Origin of the sequence: Fodinibius roseus, assembly GCF_900129315.1 — a bacterium.
GTDB lineage: Bacteria > Bacteroidota > Rhodothermia > Balneolales > Balneolaceae > Fodinibius > Fodinibius roseus.
On the sequence record NZ_FQUS01000010.1, the window covers coordinates 50,398 to 66,580 of the forward strand.

The 16,183-nt window shown below is 48.9% G+C and carries 13 protein-coding genes and 1 tRNA gene; 9 read left to right on the forward strand and 5 right to left on the reverse strand.

Annotated elements, in window-relative coordinates; translation table 11 throughout:
- Positions 1–10 precede the first annotated feature (10 nt).
- The gene (locus BUB16_RS10665; protein WP_073063591.1) at positions 11–937 is read right to left on the reverse strand and encodes a glycosyltransferase; all 927 of its coding nucleotides are present in this window, start codon (positions 935–937) and stop codon (positions 11–13) included.
- A gap of 93 nt (positions 938–1,030) precedes the next feature.
- Here BUB16_RS10665 and BUB16_RS10670 point away from each other — a divergent pair, with 93 nt between their 5' ends.
- Both BUB16_RS10670 and BUB16_RS10675 read left to right on the forward strand, forming a co-directional pair.
- Positions 1,031–1,861, forward strand: coding sequence for a glycosyltransferase (locus BUB16_RS10670; protein WP_139240275.1), 831 nt, complete (start codon positions 1,031–1,033; stop codon positions 1,859–1,861).
- Between the two features lie 85 nt (positions 1,862–1,946).
- On the forward strand, positions 1,947–2,867 hold the full coding sequence (locus BUB16_RS10675) for a sulfotransferase family 2 domain-containing protein (protein ID WP_073063597.1): 921 nt from the start codon (positions 1,947–1,949) through the stop codon (positions 2,865–2,867).
- A gap of 592 nt (positions 2,868–3,459) precedes the next feature.
- Here the strand turns inward: BUB16_RS10675 and BUB16_RS10680 are convergent.
- Entirely contained in the window at positions 3,460–5,961 is a 2,502-nt protein-coding gene (locus BUB16_RS10680) for a glycosyltransferase family protein (RefSeq protein WP_073063600.1), read from the reverse strand.
- Positions 5,962–6,108: 147 nt separating this feature from the next.
- The gene (gene gatC / locus BUB16_RS10685; RefSeq protein ID WP_073063603.1) at positions 6,109–6,396 is read right to left on the reverse strand and encodes an Asp-tRNA(Asn)/Glu-tRNA(Gln) amidotransferase subunit GatC; all 288 of its coding nucleotides are present in this window, start codon (positions 6,394–6,396) and stop codon (positions 6,109–6,111) included.
- A 162-nt stretch (positions 6,397–6,558) separates the two neighbouring features.
- Here gatC and BUB16_RS10690 point away from each other — a divergent pair, with 162 nt between their 5' ends.
- From BUB16_RS10690 to BUB16_RS10720, 7 genes are all read left to right on the forward strand, one after another.
- A complete protein-coding gene (locus tag BUB16_RS10690; protein ID WP_073063606.1) occupies positions 6,559–6,840 on the forward strand; it encodes an HPr family phosphocarrier protein in 282 nt (93 codons plus the stop codon).
- Entirely contained in the window at positions 6,827–8,560 is a 1,734-nt protein-coding gene (gene ptsP, locus BUB16_RS10695; RefSeq protein ID WP_170864363.1) for a phosphoenolpyruvate--protein phosphotransferase, read from the forward strand. The genes BUB16_RS10690 and ptsP overlap by 14 nt, the downstream gene beginning before the upstream one ends.
- Positions 8,561–8,571: 11 nt before the next feature.
- Complete coding sequence (locus tag BUB16_RS10700; protein WP_073063612.1) at positions 8,572–9,618, forward strand: bifunctional phosphoglucose/phosphomannose isomerase; 1,047 nt, start codon at positions 8,572–8,574, stop codon at positions 9,616–9,618.
- Between the two features lie 30 nt (positions 9,619–9,648).
- A complete protein-coding gene (locus BUB16_RS10705) occupies positions 9,649–10,443 on the forward strand; it encodes a biotin--[acetyl-CoA-carboxylase] ligase (protein WP_073063615.1) in 795 nt (264 codons plus the stop codon).
- A complete protein-coding gene (gene tilS, locus BUB16_RS10710; protein ID WP_073063618.1) occupies positions 10,415–11,779 on the forward strand; it encodes a tRNA lysidine(34) synthetase TilS in 1,365 nt (454 codons plus the stop codon). Before BUB16_RS10705 ends, tilS begins: the two co-directional genes overlap by 29 nt.
- 17 nt (positions 11,780–11,796) lie before the next feature.
- Positions 11,797–12,354 (forward strand): hypoxanthine phosphoribosyltransferase, encoded by a 558-nt coding sequence (gene hpt / locus BUB16_RS10715; RefSeq protein ID WP_073063621.1) that lies wholly within the window; start codon positions 11,797–11,799, stop codon positions 12,352–12,354.
- 101 nt (positions 12,355–12,455) lie between these two features.
- Positions 12,456–12,545, forward strand: a tRNA-Ser gene (locus tag BUB16_RS10720).
- 239 nt (positions 12,546–12,784) lie between these two features.
- Here the strand turns inward: BUB16_RS10720 and BUB16_RS10725 are convergent.
- Positions 12,785–15,601 (reverse strand): serine/threonine protein kinase, encoded by a 2,817-nt coding sequence (locus BUB16_RS10725; RefSeq protein ID WP_073063624.1) that lies wholly within the window; start codon positions 15,599–15,601, stop codon positions 12,785–12,787.
- A gap of 4 nt (positions 15,602–15,605) precedes the next feature.
- A complete protein-coding gene (locus BUB16_RS10730; protein ID WP_073063628.1) occupies positions 15,606–16,175 on the reverse strand; it encodes a sigma-70 family RNA polymerase sigma factor in 570 nt (189 codons plus the stop codon).
- Positions 16,176–16,183 lie beyond the last annotated feature (8 nt).

Here is a 16,183-nt window from a genome sequence, read left to right on the forward strand (position 1 = left end):
GTGAATTTTGCTATTCCGGTTGTTTTGCGAAATAACCGTCAATAATCCATTTTCGAAACTTCAAGAGCATCACGCCCTTGGCGGGTTGCAGTGATATCACGTACGGGAGGAAGAGTGCAAGGGAGGCCAACCATTTTCCCAGTTCCAGGATCCACTTTTTTATCTTGATCACGGGCTTGTGTTCCACCTGCAGCGCTATACTCTCTCCCAGGCCCACCGCCTGCCGCCGGATGTACGCTTCGGTCAGCCGCCCTTTGTCCACGCGGTGATAAAGCATCGCTTCGGGCAGGTAATGTATCGCAATGTCCTCCGCTTTGAGTCGCTCGAAAAACTCTTTCTCCTCACTGGCCTTGAGCTGGCTTCCCCTGCGGCCGAGGTTGATATCGAAGGTACCCAGTCGGTCAAATATATTCTTGCGAAACCCCATATTTCCCCCGAACGGATACTTGTTCCGGGGATATGTTTTGGGAGCGCTGCCCAGGTCATGATGTCCCAGCAGAGGCAGCAGGAAATACGACATCCAGGGGGGACGCGGGTCATCGAACTGCACATGGATCTTCCCGCCGCCGGCGACGGCTTCCGGACGGGTTTCGAAGAAGTTCAGCCAGGCGGGGATCAACGTTTCGGTAGCACGAATGTCGTCATCGAGAAATACGACACATGGAGCTTTGGCTTCTGCGATGCCCCGGTTTCGGGCATGGGAGAGGCCCTGATTCGACTCTTTGATATAACGGATGGGATTATGATCTTTGGGATACGCTTGCCGATGCCGCTCGATGATCTGAGGGGTCGCATCGGCAGAGTTATTGTCGACAACGAGCACTTCGGCCGGGAGTTCAGGAAGATGCTGCTGCTTTAATGAACGAAGGGTATCATCGAGATAAGCCCCGCGGTTGTATGTGCATATAATAAATGTGACCTTCGGTTGGTTGTGCATTACGCTGGGATAATCTGCGTTATTGTAAAGCTTGAAAATACATTTTTTAATGCGAATTATGCTAATTTTGATATTTTTGCGAATAATCCCCTTATGAATGAGAAACCGCTTGTATCAGCTATTGTCACTACTCACAACCGGCCGGCACTGTTGCCGCGTGCGCTCGATTCGGTGGCGGTGCAGAGTTATCCCCGTATTGAACTGGTGGTAGTGGACGACGGTTCCGAAGAAGATGTATCACCGGTGGTGGAAGCCTACAGGGAAGCGGTGCCGGTGCGGCTGCTGCGGAACAGGAAGCCAGAGGGGGCCTGCCGGGCACGCAACCGGGGCATTGAAGCGGCTTCCGGGGGCTTTGTAGCGGGACTCGATGACGATGATGCGTGGACCGAGCAGCGGGTTGAGAAGCTTATGGAAGCCTATTCCGACAACTACGCTTTTGTGACCTCTGATGTGCGCATGGTGTATGAAAAGAAGGCACCTGTTTGGCGAAAGCCCGCCGAAATTTCGCTTGATGACCTGCTGTACTCTAACTATGTGGGAAACCAGGGGCTGATCAGGAAGGATCGCCTGCTGGCGGTGGGAGGTTTTGATGAAACATTAGAGGCGGCCCAGGATTATGACCTGTGGATCCGCCTGGCAGAACAGTTTGGCCCGGTAAAAAATGTGCGGGAACCGCTCCAGGATATACATATGGAACACAGCGGGGAGCGCATCTCTAATCCGCGGGACCAGCTCCGGGGCTATCTGAAGTTTTACCAGAAACACAAACCGAAGATGAACCGGAATCAGCGCAAATACCAGCTCTACAATATCCGAAAGGCTACGGGCAAGGTTGCGGGACTTGCTGATTTGATCGGGTGGGTGCCTCCTCACCGCTGGTGGAAGGAGGTGAAAAGTCTGGTAGCAGGGGAAATGCTTGAATAGGAACCCGAACCCTACTATGCGTTATCCGGCTTGTATCTGCATCGATATCAAGCTAAATGTGAATATTGAAACATGATGGGAGGCTTTGCAAAAACCGACGGTCATCCTTAACGTAGCTGAAGAATCTCCCTTTCAAAGTCACAGCTGGTATTTTGGAGATTTCCCGACAGGCTCAGAATGGCAAATTCAACGGTTTTTCAAAGCCTACCAAGGCTGGAATGAAAATATGGGATTTTTAAAACGTGTAATTGATGACATCAGGCTTTATTATCGCTTCAGCTGCCGGAGGCTGGGGGTGCCCGGATACCAGGTGCATCAAATATATTTACCCGAACAGGAGCTCATATATATTCCCATCCCCAAAAACGCCTGCACTTCGATCAAGCATGCCCTGCACGAGATTGAATTCGACCGGCGGTTTGATGCCGGTCTGCCGGCCTTTTCCGACTATCGCGAACACCACGACTATTACAAAAAACGTCCCGCTGCTTTTACGAGTGTATCCGCACTCAAAGAGCAAAAGGATAGCACCCGCTTTGCCCTGGTTCGTGATCCGGTGAGGCGGCTGATCTCCTGCTACCGCAACAGGGTGGTGGATTTAGGAGATTTATGGTCGAGTCGCAAAGTGCTGGAGCGGTCGGATTTGCCTACAGAGCCGGGGATCAATACTTTTATTATGAATTTGGAGGAATACCGGAGGGTTAACAAAAGCATAGAACATCATTCCCGCTTGCAGAGTGAATTTTTAGGCGGCACCCTCGCGTATCTGGACCGGGTATTCACAATGAGGGATATTCCGGAACTGCTGGAAATGCTGCGTACCTACAAACCGGGGTTAAAACTGCGGCAGCGTAAAACCGGCGGTACAAAAATCACGCTGGCTGACCTGTCCGGGAAGGCACTGCGGCATGCCATTGATTTTTACAGCGCAGATTACGAGCTGTTGAATCGCTACTTTAGTCCGCAGGAAATTGTCGGGGAGCACAGAAAGACAAAAAGAAGATAGTATCGGACTGAGTTGTGTAACAACTGCTATTGATCCGGAAGAACCCCGTGATTTAGCTGAATCGAATGAATTGAAGGGGAAGGTAAGGGAATTTCAGGAGAATTCACGAAATGGCTGTATGATTTGGAGTTGATTAGACACACCATCAAAACCAATTATGATCCAATAACTGTATGATGGTATATACTTTTAGCATTCCAAAAATATAGCGTATCCGATTCAAAAGGCTGAAGAATGAAAGGATCGGAGGGGTAGGAACAAGTGCTTCTACAGAGGGGAAAACAACAAAAGCCCTGCAGCTGAAGGGCTTTCTTTCAAGTAACTGTTAACAATATACGAGGATTACCCTATACAGAACAAGTTTTTTTGCTTTAAGGTAGGTAATATGCAAGTAATCTGTAATTAATAGAAACTAATATACTGTTAAAGATGCATTAATAGCTATCGATCTTACTTAATGAGTTAACATAAAAGATCGTATTTCAGCGGTTTCTGTGCCATTTTCTTTGAGAAGGAGAAGGTGGAAAAGTGTGAAGTAAGAATTGCAAATGCAGAAAACAGTTGGTGAATGTGAATCTCCTGCTGTCGGTCATTATGAGGCTATATCGCTTCTTCTGTACCACAGGCCCACAGCTCCGATGCCGGCAACCCACAGGAGAATATGTCCCGTCCAGGCGAGGCGCAGGCCCCAGATATTGGAGGCGGGTTCGAAGGTCATGTGAATGGTATGCTCGCCCGCCGGTACCTGGAGTCCGCGCAGCACAAAATTCGTTTTGAAGATCGTCGCCGGTTCGCTGTCGATCGTAGCCTCCCATCCCGCAGGGTAATAGATTTCACTCAACACCAGGAATCCATCGTCTGCGGAAGAAGTTTCAAGCTCAATGGTTTTGGCGTCGTAGGATGTAACCGAGACCCGGGCCGTTGTGTCTGTCGAGGCCGTTATGGTCTCATCAGTCTCAACAATGGCTCTGTCTGCCGGGTTAAAGTCAGCCGCCGGCTCCATCAGGTCCACGGCTTGTTGGGGAGCCGAAACGGTGGTTACGGAGTTCACAAAGAACGCCTTGGGCAGCACATCATCGTTTCGGTAAACCCGCTGTTCTCCCTGGCTGAAAACCTCGGTGTATCCGTTCCCGTCGCCCAGGGGCAGGGCCTGCCGGGCCGTCACATATTTGACATTGAGCATATCCAGGATCGGTTCATTGATATTGGCTGGACCATCCATGAGGAGGTGGTCGACCATATCCTGGTAGTGAGCGAGTTTGGCCCCGGTATAGCCTCCGATGGTGGGATAAAAATACGCCGGAATAGCGTTATTGAACGGATTTCTCATCAACGGGAAGACCCGGTAGGGATATCCCTTGTTGCTGTTGATATGCTGCATGACAAATTTATCGACCGGCTGTTGCTGCTGCCGGATCAGTTGTTCGGCCTCCAGCCGGTCGGCGGTCATCTGGTCCTCGTTAACATACCGGCTGTCTACGCTCAGCATATCGTAGGTGGCCAGCAACAGGAGGCCCGCCAGGAAATACCCCGGGCTCACCTTTTTCTTCATAAACCCGAAAATAAGTCCCCCTGCCAGAAGCACCAGAACGAGGTAGCGTATGGAATCGCTGCGGGCCATCTCTTTACGTTCCGGCTTGAGGCGGGTATTGATGAAATTACTGACCTGCCGGCGCACCTGTGGATTGTCGGGCGAGACATTGTTTTGTTGCGCCACCTGACGGGTATATTGGTTCACTTCACCGGGCTTTTCAAAGGAAAGCAGCGCATTGCTTCCGAAGGCAAATATAATACCCAATCCCGCTGCGACCCCCAGAGGCAATAACAGATCACTGATAGAGCTTGTTTTGTCCCGGGCCATGTCAAAAAGTGATTCGACCCCGTAAACCGCAAGCACAGAAAAGCAGAAAACCGAAACAACGAGCCACATTTCCGGGGTGCGGAATTTATTGAAGTAGGGCATATGGTTGAACAGGAACTCGTTGAGCAGCGGAAAGTGATAGCCCAGCGAGAACAGGGTAGTCAGCGACCCCACGCCAAAGAAGAGATACTTAATTTTTTTTCGGTATCGAAAGAGTCCGATAAGAGCCAGAAGAAAGGCAATGCCGCCCAGGTAATGCGGACCGCTGGTAAATGATTTGGGTCCCCAGTACGCTTCGCCGGAAGAGCCGCCGTAGAGTCCGGGTATCACCAGCGTCAACAGTTCCCCGATACCCTGCGACCAGCTGAATGCATACTCGAGTGAAAGTCCCCCGGCCTGCGAAGAAGTATCGAGCGTAGAGCCGCCGCGGGTACTGTACCGGGCATATTCGTAGAGCCGCCAGTAGAGATCTATACTGCAAATAATAGCCAGGATGCCGGCTCCGAAGGCAATGCCCGTACGCTGCAGCCAATCGTTGATTTCTTCTCTTTTATAAGCTATCCAGCTGTCATAGATCCACCAGAAGCCGAGCAGGTACAAAAAGTAATAGGTTATCTGTGGATGGTTGGCTCTCAATTGCAGCATGATGGCAAGTGCAAAAATGAAGAACGCCGCCATCTTTTTGCTCGATCTTGATACCAGGTAGTACCCCGCAAACATCCATGGGATAAAGGAGAAAGCCATAAATTTGCTGTAATGGCCCGCTTCTATGATAATGGGCAGATAGGTCGTAAATCCGATCAAGACAGCCCCGAGCGCCGCAGAAAACGGGCGGACCCCCTGAATGATAAAAAAGCAGTAGGCGCCGCTGAGCAGAATCCAGAAGAAGGCCAGGGGATGGGCGTTACCGCCGATCCATTTGAAAAACGTATCGATACTCGGCGGGGAGGGCGGGTTGTGGAGCACATAGGAAGGCATTCCTGAAAACATGTTGGTAGCCCAGTTGGGATGTTCCCCCTCGTGTGTTTCAATATAGTTGATGATCGATTCCGCACCAGCCCGGTACTGCAGTACATCATTTCCCAGGAATTGTTTGCCGCCGAAAAAAATAGCCGAATAGAGCACCAGCGGAAGCAAAAACAGGAGAATTAATGCGATCCCATGCTTCTTGTTTTCTGACAACCGGGAGATGAAATCTTCTTTGAGAGCGTGAGGCTGGGGTTTCGAATTCAAAGCGATTGTTTTGTTGGTTTACTTACTAATGGAAACGCAGGGACGGGAAAGTAAAGGTATCTGCTTGTGCTCCCGTATCTGTCTCTACCGGAATTTATCTGTATATCTATTCATGCCATATCTACAGATAAAAAATATTATTACCTGTCATTCAATCACACGGGGAACGCGAAAGTAGTCGCTGTCGGCGTCGGGAGCATTTTTGAGGGCATCCTCGTGCGGCAGCGGTTCTTCGGCCTTGTCATCACGAAGTCGATATTCCAGATCTATGACATGTTCCAGCGGCTCAACGTCGGAGGTATCTACCTCTTCGAGCGTGGTCATAAAGTCCAGAATTTGATTCATATCGTGCACTAACGACTCGGATTCATCTTCCGTTAGCTGCAGGTGAGCCAGGTCGGCTACATATTTGACATCTTTTTTGGTTACAGACATGAAATTTCGATATTTAGTTCATTTCAAATGAACCATAAATTAACAAAACATATGAGGAATCGGCAATATTAATAATGATGCTTTCAGCCTTGAAATTTTGCTATTTCCTTCATGGATAGTTAGAACAATAATTAGCATCTTAAGCTATAAAGATGAAACAATATGATCAGAGAAAAAGTTAAGATTGTGAATGATGCCGGCCTGCATGCTCGTCCCGCAGCAGCATTGGTGAAGTTAGCCAGCAAATTCAAGTCCGATTTCTTTATTCATATGTATGGATACAGGGTGAACGGAAAAAGTATTTTGGGAGTGATGACATTGGCGGCCGAACAGGGCGCTGAACTGGAACTGGAAATTGATGGCGAGGATGAAGCAGCAGCAGCTGAAGCCATTATAGAACTAATTAATGATGGATTTGGAGAAGTTTACGATGATGAAGGATAGTATTTCAAAAGAAGAGATAGTGCTTTCCGGGGCTCCTGCTGCGCCGGGCATTGCGATGGGAAAAACCAGCCTCTATCAGCGTAGTCGCCCTACCGTTTCTAGTCAGAATATTACCGATGATGAGATTGATCATCAGCTCAGCCAGTTCGAGAAAGCGCTGGGTGAAGCTAAAGAAGAGATCCGGAAGCTTCAGGATACCCAGGAAAACGGCGAGATAAAGGAGCTGCTTCAGGCACATATTGAGATGATAAACGATCCCGATCTGCGAAAACGGGTAGAAATTGAGATCAAAAAATATAACCAGCCTGCTGATGCGGCTATCGAGAAAGTATTTGGTACCTACCTGGATTTGATGGATAACCAGCAGGGGCTGTTACAGGAGCGTTCCATAGATATTGAAGATGTCCGTGACCGCTTGATTCATATTATCAATAATAATGATATTCAGGATGAGATTGAGCAGGGGAGTATCCTGATCGCTCGGGAATTGAGTCCCCGCGAAGTCATTGAGTTTTCAGAACAGAATATCGGTGGTATTGTCATGGATCGCGGGGGGACGACCTCGCACGCTGCTATTTTAGCCCGATCCATGCAGATTCCGACGGTAGTGGGGGTGGAAAATGCGTCAACTTCCATCGCAGGCCGGGAGCTGGTTATTTTGAATGGGGATCGTGGGGAAGTATTGGTAAATCCCACTCCCGCCACACAAGCGAAGTATGAAGAACTGATGGCTCGGGCTGCTGACGAGCAATCCGAGATGGAAAAGATATGCAAGAGTCCGAATACAACCAGCGACGGCGCCTCTTTTTCCCTGCAGGCGAACATTGAGTTTAAGGAAGAACTGGCGGCTGTCCGATCTGTTCGGGCTGAGGGTATCGGGTTATTACGAACGGAATCACTGTACCTGCGGCACGATCAATTCGGTGAGGAAAAGCAGCAAAAGGCATTTTACCACGCTATCCTGGAAGGCACTAACCCGCACCCTGTAACTATCCGCCTGTTTGATGCGGGCGGGGATAAATTTTTTGACCAGGGACAACAGGAGCATAACCCCTTTCTGGGATGGCGGGGTATCCGCATGCTCCTTGATGAACGGGCGCTGTTCCAGGAGCAGTTGCGTGCCATTTTGGAAACGGCAGTTCAATACCCGGGACGCGTACGTCTTTTAGTGCCGATGGTTTCTTCCCTGCAGGAGATTGCGGTGATTAAAGAGGTAATAAAGGAGACAGAAGAAGAGTTGGCAGCGAAAACCAATACTACCCATATTGATATTCAACTGGGTATTATGGTGGAAGTACCTTCCGTAGCCATGCAGGCCGAACATTATGCAGAGCAGGTCGACTTTTTAAGTATCGGTACCAATGACCTTACACAGTACCTGTTGGCGGTAGATCGCGGCAATGAACGCATTTCCGGCTTGTATAGTCAGCGCCATCCCGCGGTATGGAAAATGATTCGGCATGTGTCCGAAGCCGGAAAGGCGACGTCCAGGCCGGTAAGTGTCTGCGGGGAATTGGCTTCCGATCCCGTTGCAGCCTGTTGCCTGTTGGGATTGGGAATAAATGAGCTCAGCATGACGCCCGGGGCGTTACCCATGGTTAAAAAAGCGTTGTGCCGCCATTCTCTCGATGAGATGAGAAAACTGGCCGCCCAGGTTTCCGAAAGTATTACGGTATCCGATGTTGAAGATGCCTTTGTGAAATTTTTAGCAAACGAATAGCTGTTGGAACGATGGATCTATCATTAATACAATCGATTGATACACAAAACATGTGGAGCTTTCTGGAGGCATTCCCGAAGCAGTGGGAAGAAGCCAGAGCACAGACCGAAGAGATCGAATTCACGATTGATGCGGATCGTGTCCGTACGATCTGTTTTGTTGGGATGGGCGGTTCCGCAATAGGGGCTGACTTGATCCGTGCTTACTGTTACGACAGCTGTCCCTATCCCATCCAGATGCTGCGCCATTATGAACTTCCGCGTTGGGTGGATGAGCATACCCTGATTATTGGTTGCAGCTACTCCGGAAACACTGAGGAGACGCTTACTGCTGTGGACAGGGCCCGGGCAAGAGGGGCACAGGCTATGGCCGTCACCTCCGGGGGTGCCCTGATGTTAAAGGCTGCTAAAGAGGGATTTGACTATATTAAAATTCCGGGTGGGCTGACACCCCGTGCTGCCCTCGGATATAATTTTGTACCGCTTTTTCGCATTTGTCAATACCTTGATATTATAAATGAAGATGAAGCGGAGGCGCTGGAGGAAACAAACCAGCTGCTGGCTGAACAAAACGGACTTCTTGCAAACTCTGAAGATAACGAAGCGCTTAGCCTGGCAGAAAAGCTGGATGATACACTGCCGATTGTCTATTCGGATTCCACGATGCTGGAACCGGTCAATCTTCGATGGCGAGAACAGTTTGAAGAAAATGCCAAAACGTTAGCCTACGGCAACACGCTTCCTGAGATGACGCACAACGAAATCGTAGGCTGGGAGCGGATAGTACATTTGACGGGACGTCTTTCAGTTATTATGCTGGTTGACAGGGAGGATAATGAACGAGTGAAACAGCGGATGAAGATTGTGGAAGAGCTGATCAAAGATCAGACAGCATCGTTGCATCTGTTTGAAACGCGCGGAAAGAGTAGGCTTGCCCGTATGTTTTCCCTGATTCAGCTTGCAGATTGGACCAGCTTTTATCTTGCTATACTGAATAGCACCGATCCCACCCCCGTGGCCAAAATTGACCTTTTGAAAAGAAAGCTGGCAGAAGCTTAGGATGAAAATGATAATGAATGAGATGAAGTGTTGAGTGATTCTTTTGATGTGCCTGTTTTTAATAAGAATCTGTCCACCCAGTGGCTGGGCCAGGATTTTCACTATCATGCAGCCTTACCGTCAACGAACACCTATGTTAAAAAGCTTGATGCCGAAGAGATTGAGCACGGTACGGTGGTTCTTACCGATAACCAGCGTAGCGGCCGCGGACAATATGACCGGAAGTGGAAGTCTGAGCCCGGACAAAATCTGACCTTCTCAATGGTGTTTAAGCCGGGGTTAACCGAGGGATTTCATGTATTGACGATGGCCTGTGCGCTGGCGCTGGTCGAGCAATTACAGGAGATTGAGCGGGAAGCCTGTGCCTACATCAAATGGCCCAATGATGTGCTGTATAATAACAAAAAAGTAGCCGGACTGCTGACCGAGGCGGTCTTTCTGGGCAACAAGCTGGACCGCCTTGTTATCGGTATAGGCTTGAATGCCAATCAGCAAACCTATCATGCGGATTTGGCCGGTAAAGCAACCTCCATACGACTGGAAACGGGAAAAAAGGTATTCCGCGAAAATTTTTTAAGCTGCTTGCTACCCCGTATTGAATATAAATATGATTTGTGGCTGCGCAAGAACTCCGGTCTGCTCAGGAAGGTCAACAGGAAAATTGAGGGCTATGGTAAGTGGATTGGCCTGAGCGTTAATGGTGAAAAGAAAGCCAACTCATATAAGTTGTTAGGCGTTAATGAGTCCGGCCGACTGGTGGTGTTAAATAAGGAAGGCGGATTAGAATCTTTTTCTTATGAGCAAATCCGAGTTATCACGGATTGAAAAGAATATTCAAAACCATATAACGGATTTTTTTGAAAGCCGGGATGAACCCCGTTTCGTGGCCGGAGTGAGTGGGGGGATAGACTCTATGAGTATGCTCTACGCCTTTTACCGGCTGGGCATTTCGGTTCATGTCGTACACGTGAACTACCGCAAGCGGGGCGACGCTTCCCGCAAAGATGCCCGCCTGGTTGCCCGCATGGCCCGGGAGTGGGGTTTTGAGTATTCCATTGTCCAGGTAGAACCGGAGGAGGCCGAGGGACAAAATTTTCAGCGGTGGGCCCGTGATCGCCGATATCAGCTGTTTGAAGCAGCGGTCCGCGAACGACAGGCCGAAGGTATTGCCGTTGCTCACAACCGGGATGATCAAATAGAAACGATTTTACAGAAAATGTTTCGCGGGGCGGGACTGGCCAGCTGGTCGGCCATGCAGGTTTGGGACGGGCGGTTATTCCGTCCCCTTCTGAATGTCTCACGGGAGGACATTGCTGCCTTTGCAGATGAAAATGCCATTCCTTACCGGACCGATATGTCAAATCTTGAATCTGATTTTGCGCGTAATTTCCTGCGGAATGAATGGCTGGCGGAGCTCTCTGATTTTTTTCCGGGATGGAAGCAAAATGTATTGCGTATTAGCAAGCAGGCCCGGCATTATGAACAGGCGATTCGCTGGATTGTAAAAGAAATTACGGGCGGGCGGGGTATTGAACGCGAAGCTTTTCATTCGCTTGATTCCGGGATACAAAAAGCTGTGCTCCTGTTTCTGCTGAAACAGCGTAACCCGGATATCCAAATCTCCCGCCACAGCCTCAGCCGGGTCGAAACGATTGATCAGCTGCAAACCGGTAAAGAAGTGCAGCTGACGGGGCAATTTTCGTTGATGCGTGATCGAAATTATTATTGTATCATCGAAAAGGGCCAGCCGGATTCCTTTTCCGGGACGGTATTACATAAAGAAAACCTTGAGCAAACCAGCTGCAGCAAAGCCGGCCTTACATTTGAAATTTTTTCCTGTGCGTCCTACCGCGAGAACGAAACCCTCTGTATGGATTCGGATAAAATTTCCTGGCCGGTAACCCTCCGGTACTGGCGGGAGGGAGACCGCATCCAGCCCCTGGGGATGGATGGCCGCCAGTTGGTATCGGATCACCTGACCAACAGGAAAGTACCCGCCGCCCGAAAACCGGAAGCCCTGGTGGTAGAATCTTTTGAGGAAACCATCTGTGCTGTTATTTTTCCGCCCATAAAAAATAGCGTTTCCGTCGGCACTATTTCGGAACAGGTAAAATACGATGCCGATACCCGGCGATGCTTAAAAATAAGGTATAGCAAATAGCATAGATATTAATACAGATGGCTATATATAAACCTGAAACAGTAGAGTGCAACGGCGAGACCTTTCACGTCTATATAACACAGGAAGAACTGCAGGAACGCGTTTCGGAATTGGGCGAAGAACTTTCCAGGCACTATGAAGGCAGGAATCCCATCTTTATAGGCGTGCTCAACGGGGCATATATTTTTCTTTCTGATTTGATGAGGCACGTGGAGATTTCCTGTGAAGTCGATTTTCTAAAGCTCAGCAGCTACGGTGACGAGAAGGTGTCCTCCGGCGAAGTGACCGACCTCAAGGATATCGATGCCGACATTGAGGATCGAAATGTTATTCTGGTCGAGGATATTGTGGATACGGGACTTTCCATGAAATATATAGTGGAGAAGCTACAGAAGAAAAAGCCCGCCTCCATTGAAACGATAACGCTGCTGCACAAAACGGAAGCTACCCGCCATGATGTGCAGCTGGATTATGTCGGCTTCAGGATTCCTGCGCTCTTTGTACTGGGCTATGGGCTTGATTATGCACAGGAAGGGCGGAATTTAGCCCAGATTTATATTCTTGACGGCGAATAGCACATCCTGTGCAGCATATATCGGCTTATCTTCATCCGCTGACATTTTTAGCATAAATACGTTGATTAAAAAAAGAAACCGGCGTATATTTGCATTCGCCTGGAGAGGTGGCTGAGCGGTCGAAAGCGCTCCCCTGCTAAGGGAGTATACCCCCCAACGGGGTATCGAGGGTTCGAATCCCTCCCTCTCCGCATCCCTTCACACAAGGCCTTTTCCGCTGTATGATCGAGACCTTCGGGTGGCCGATATCCGTTTTCTCTTAGAACAACGCCTTAACCGCGGCGGCAAGCAAAACAGGGCGGTTTGAAGAAGTTTATGTTCAGATTGAAGGTGAATAGGAAAAGCGGGACTGTTGATTTTAAATAGAAATGTTATCTTCCATTCGGTTTTGTCATTGCTGGATGGGGTACAGATCAATTTTGATAGGACATCAATTCGTTGTTTGCACTTCTGTACGAGCCAGCTCCGGATGATCGGTAAGCTCAAGATGTAAATAAAGCTGTTCTGCTTTCTTAAGGTGACGGGATGCCTCTTTTTCCCGATCTAACTTTATCAGAATTTTTGCGAGTAATTGTTTTCGTTCGGCTCGCTCCATAGCACGGCCGGGATAAGTCATAGTGCTAAGCGATTTTTTTATCTTCTGATGAGCCTTCTTTAGACTCCCGGATTCGACGAGACATCGTGCACGGGATTCATAAATTTGAGCCTGGTACACCGGGTTCTCATCATTAGTCTGGCCGTTATCGACGTTCATCTCGTTTAATATGAAGATCCCTTCTTTTGTGTTGCCTGAGCGGCACAGTGCCTCGGCTAAAACTCCGTCCGGGGTATTGTGATACATTGTATAGTGTCCCTGGTCAAAGAAGTCACGAGTTTGTAATAATTTCGGTTTAGCTTCCCGCCATCGGTTCATCTGTCCCAGCATTAATCCTCTGTAAATGTTAGGTACCGGCCAGTTGTCGAGGTCCTTGTTGAGACTGTGCGCCCATTTTTCGTTAGCAATTTCCAAAGCAGAGAGCGCTTCGTCAAATTGACCGGAATATAATTTGGTCGCAGCCAATGCTCCATATGCAACGCTTTCTACACCGGTCGGTTCATCATAGATATGATTAAAAATAGAAATGGCTTCCCGGGCTCTTTTCTCAGCAATATCGAATTGTCCCAATTTATATTTTAAACTGACACTGTTCATAAGGTTTATGCCATAATTAAGACTTTCGCTTCCCTCCAGTTTTTCTATGATTTTTATATTCTCATTTCGTATCCTGTCTGCTTCATGAAGGCGTCCGACTACGCTGTAAAAACCAGAAAGAAAATTGAGGATGTCCATTTTTAATTCAAGATCCGCATCGTTGCGATTTTGAATTTCTTCATAGATCGGTTCGAGTATACGTATTGCCCGTTTATAGTTTTGGTCAAGCCGTTCCACGTAGCTTCTGTCAGCTTGAATATCGGCATAGCGCCTCCAGTGCTTGTCCTTTAAACGTTCAAGGATTTCTGTTGCTTCAATCAGTAAAGCTCTCGATTGATCTACCTTTCCCTCCTGTCTGTTCAAATCTGCCTTTAACTGCAGGGCCCGGGCCAGATCCTGCGGCCACTCGTTTTGTCGTTTGTTTCCAAGGTCTATGGCCTCATCCAGAAGCGGGCGGGCTTCTTCGGTCCATCCTTGCCTCAGATAAATTTCTGAGATTACGTTTAACATACCCAAACGCTCAGCAGGTTGGCCAAGTTCTTCATCAAGAGCCTGTCGGGCTCCGAGCTCCAGTAGTTCTTCGGTACCCGGAAGTTCGTCCGGTGGCCGATTCGGATCTGCCGCCCAGAAAAGTTCCATCAGGAACTCATGCAGCGATTCCGCTTTTGCAAGGGATTGCTCGGATTCGGCTAACGCCCTGGTAGCTTTTTCAGCTTCATTTTGAGCCAGTTCGGCCGCTTGATTTGCTTTTTCTGCCTGCCAAAGGGCAACGCTGGTACCCATTATAAGAGAGAAAAAGATTGCAACAGTAGCGGCTACTCCCCATCGGTGTCGTTTGACGTACTTTTGGATCCGATATCCCAGGGAATCCGGGTGGGCTGTAACCGGCCGACCTTCCAGAAAATTGCGGATGTCGGTGGACAGCTGTTCGACGGAATCATAGCGGCGATCTGGTTCCTTCCGCAGTGTTTTCAATACAATAGTGTCCAGATCACCTGTGAGCCGTTTCCGGAGTTGGGCCGCTTCTGTCTGCCTGTCACGGCTGATATTCGGCAGCAGATGTTTAGTATTATTTTGTTCCGACAGAATGTTTGTAATAGCAGTACTCGGACGGGCAGGCTGCTCTTCGCAGATAATACGCTCCACTTCACCTGGGGTTTTGCCGGAAACCTCGTAGGGACGGCATCCGCACAATAATTCGTAAAGTACGATCCCGAGCTGATAGATGTCGGAGGTGGTGGTGACAGGTTCTCCCCGGACCTGTTCGGGACTTGCATAGGCCGGGGTTAGGGGCATCAGGCCGGTACGCGTGATCGGAGGAGATTTCGATAATAATTCCTCCGGGTTAAGAACTTTGGCAATACCGAAATCCAGTAGTTTTATGGTGCCATCGTTAGTAACCAGGATGTTGGAGGGTTTTACATCGCGATGAATGATCAATTTACGATGTGCATATTGGACGGTTTCACAAACCTTATGAAAAAGAATTAATCTTTCTTTAATCGGGAGAAGATGCGTATTGCAATACCCATCAATCGGCTGTCCGTCGACATGTTCCATGGCAAACCAGGGTTGACCGTCTACGGTAATGCCCCCGTCAAGTAAGCGCGCGATATTTTCATGATTCAGTGTGGCCAGAATCTGCCGTTCGGCCAGGAAACGTCGGGTCTGATTTTCCGAAGTGAAACCGGTTCGAAGTAGTTTGAGCGCTACCTGTCGATCAAACTGGCCGTCGGCACGTTCTGCAAGGTACACGCTGCCCATCCCTCCATGTCCCAATACCTCAATGATTTTATAAGGTCCCACTTGTTCTCCCTTTTTTTCATCGGTTGTATGGTGGGAAAATACGGAGCTTGTGAGTCCTTCCGGTGGAGGATCAAGAACTCCGGGTGTGTCGTATGCGGCAATCAGCGATAATACTTCTTCTTTGAGACTTAGATTTCTACCACACGCTTTATCAAGATAGGCTTCACGTTCAGTATCTTCCAATTCCAGTGCTTCATTAAAGATCCTCTTCAGTTTCTGCCAGTATTGATGGGGCATTCCATCTTCCATGATATCAGTTCGTTTGACTACCCGCTAATTCACGATTCAGCCAGGCTCGGGCCATTTTCCAGTCCCGGCTGACGGTTGCGGTAGATATGTCCAGGGCTTCGGCAGTTTCTTTGAGCGTCATACCGCCAAAAAACCGGCACTCGACAACCCGCACTTGCCGTTCATCTATCTTAGCAAGTTGTTCCAGGGCCTGGTGGATGGAGAGTATATCGTGTAAATTTATTTCGGTAGCGAGATTCTGTTTTCCCAACGTGACCCGCTGTCGGTCTCCCCCTCGCTTTTGGGCCTTTTTTTTGACGGCGTAATCGACGAGAATATTTCTCATTATCTGAGAGGCCATTCCATAAAAATGGCTCCGGTTTTCCCAGTTGATACGATTGAACTGAACCAGCTTTAAGTATGCTTCATGGACCAGATCGGTGGTGTTGAGCGTGTGGCCCGGGCGTTCGCCAAGCAGACGGTAATGGGCCATTTTTCTCAACTGTTTGTACACCAGCGGCATGAGCTCGTCAAGAGCCTGCAGATCTCCTGATGAATGAGCTTTAAGCAGCTCTGTGATCTTGGCTGTGTCCATGGTTTATC

Excerpts from the sequence above, each read along its gene's own strand:
- BUB16_RS10665 (WP_073063591.1), bottom strand. The coding sequence starts at position 937 with ATGCACAACCAACCGAAGGTCACATTTATTATATGCACATACAACCGC.
- BUB16_RS10670 (WP_139240275.1), top strand. The coding sequence starts at position 1,031 with ATGAATGAGAAACCGCTTGTATCAGCTATTGTCACTACTCACAACCGG.
- gatC (WP_073063603.1), bottom strand. The coding sequence starts at position 6,396 with ATGTCTGTAACCAAAAAAGATGTCAAATATGTAGCCGACCTGGCTCAC.
- BUB16_RS10690 (WP_073063606.1), top strand. The coding sequence starts at position 6,559 with ATGATCAGAGAAAAAGTTAAGATTGTGAATGATGCCGGCCTGCATGCT.
- ptsP (WP_170864363.1), top strand. The coding sequence starts at position 6,827 with ATGATGAAGGATAGTATTTCAAAAGAAGAGATAGTGCTTTCCGGGGCT.
- BUB16_RS10700 (WP_073063612.1), top strand. The coding sequence starts at position 8,572 with ATGGATCTATCATTAATACAATCGATTGATACACAAAACATGTGGAGC.
- tilS (WP_073063618.1), top strand. The coding sequence starts at position 10,415 with ATGAGCAAATCCGAGTTATCACGGATTGAAAAGAATATTCAAAACCAT.
- hpt (WP_073063621.1), top strand. The coding sequence starts at position 11,797 with ATGGCTATATATAAACCTGAAACAGTAGAGTGCAACGGCGAGACCTTT.
- BUB16_RS10725 (WP_073063624.1), bottom strand. The coding sequence starts at position 15,601 with ATGGAAGATGGAATGCCCCATCAATACTGGCAGAAACTGAAGAGGATC.
- BUB16_RS10730 (WP_073063628.1), bottom strand. The coding sequence starts at position 16,175 with ATGGACACAGCCAAGATCACAGAGCTGCTTAAAGCTCATTCATCAGGA.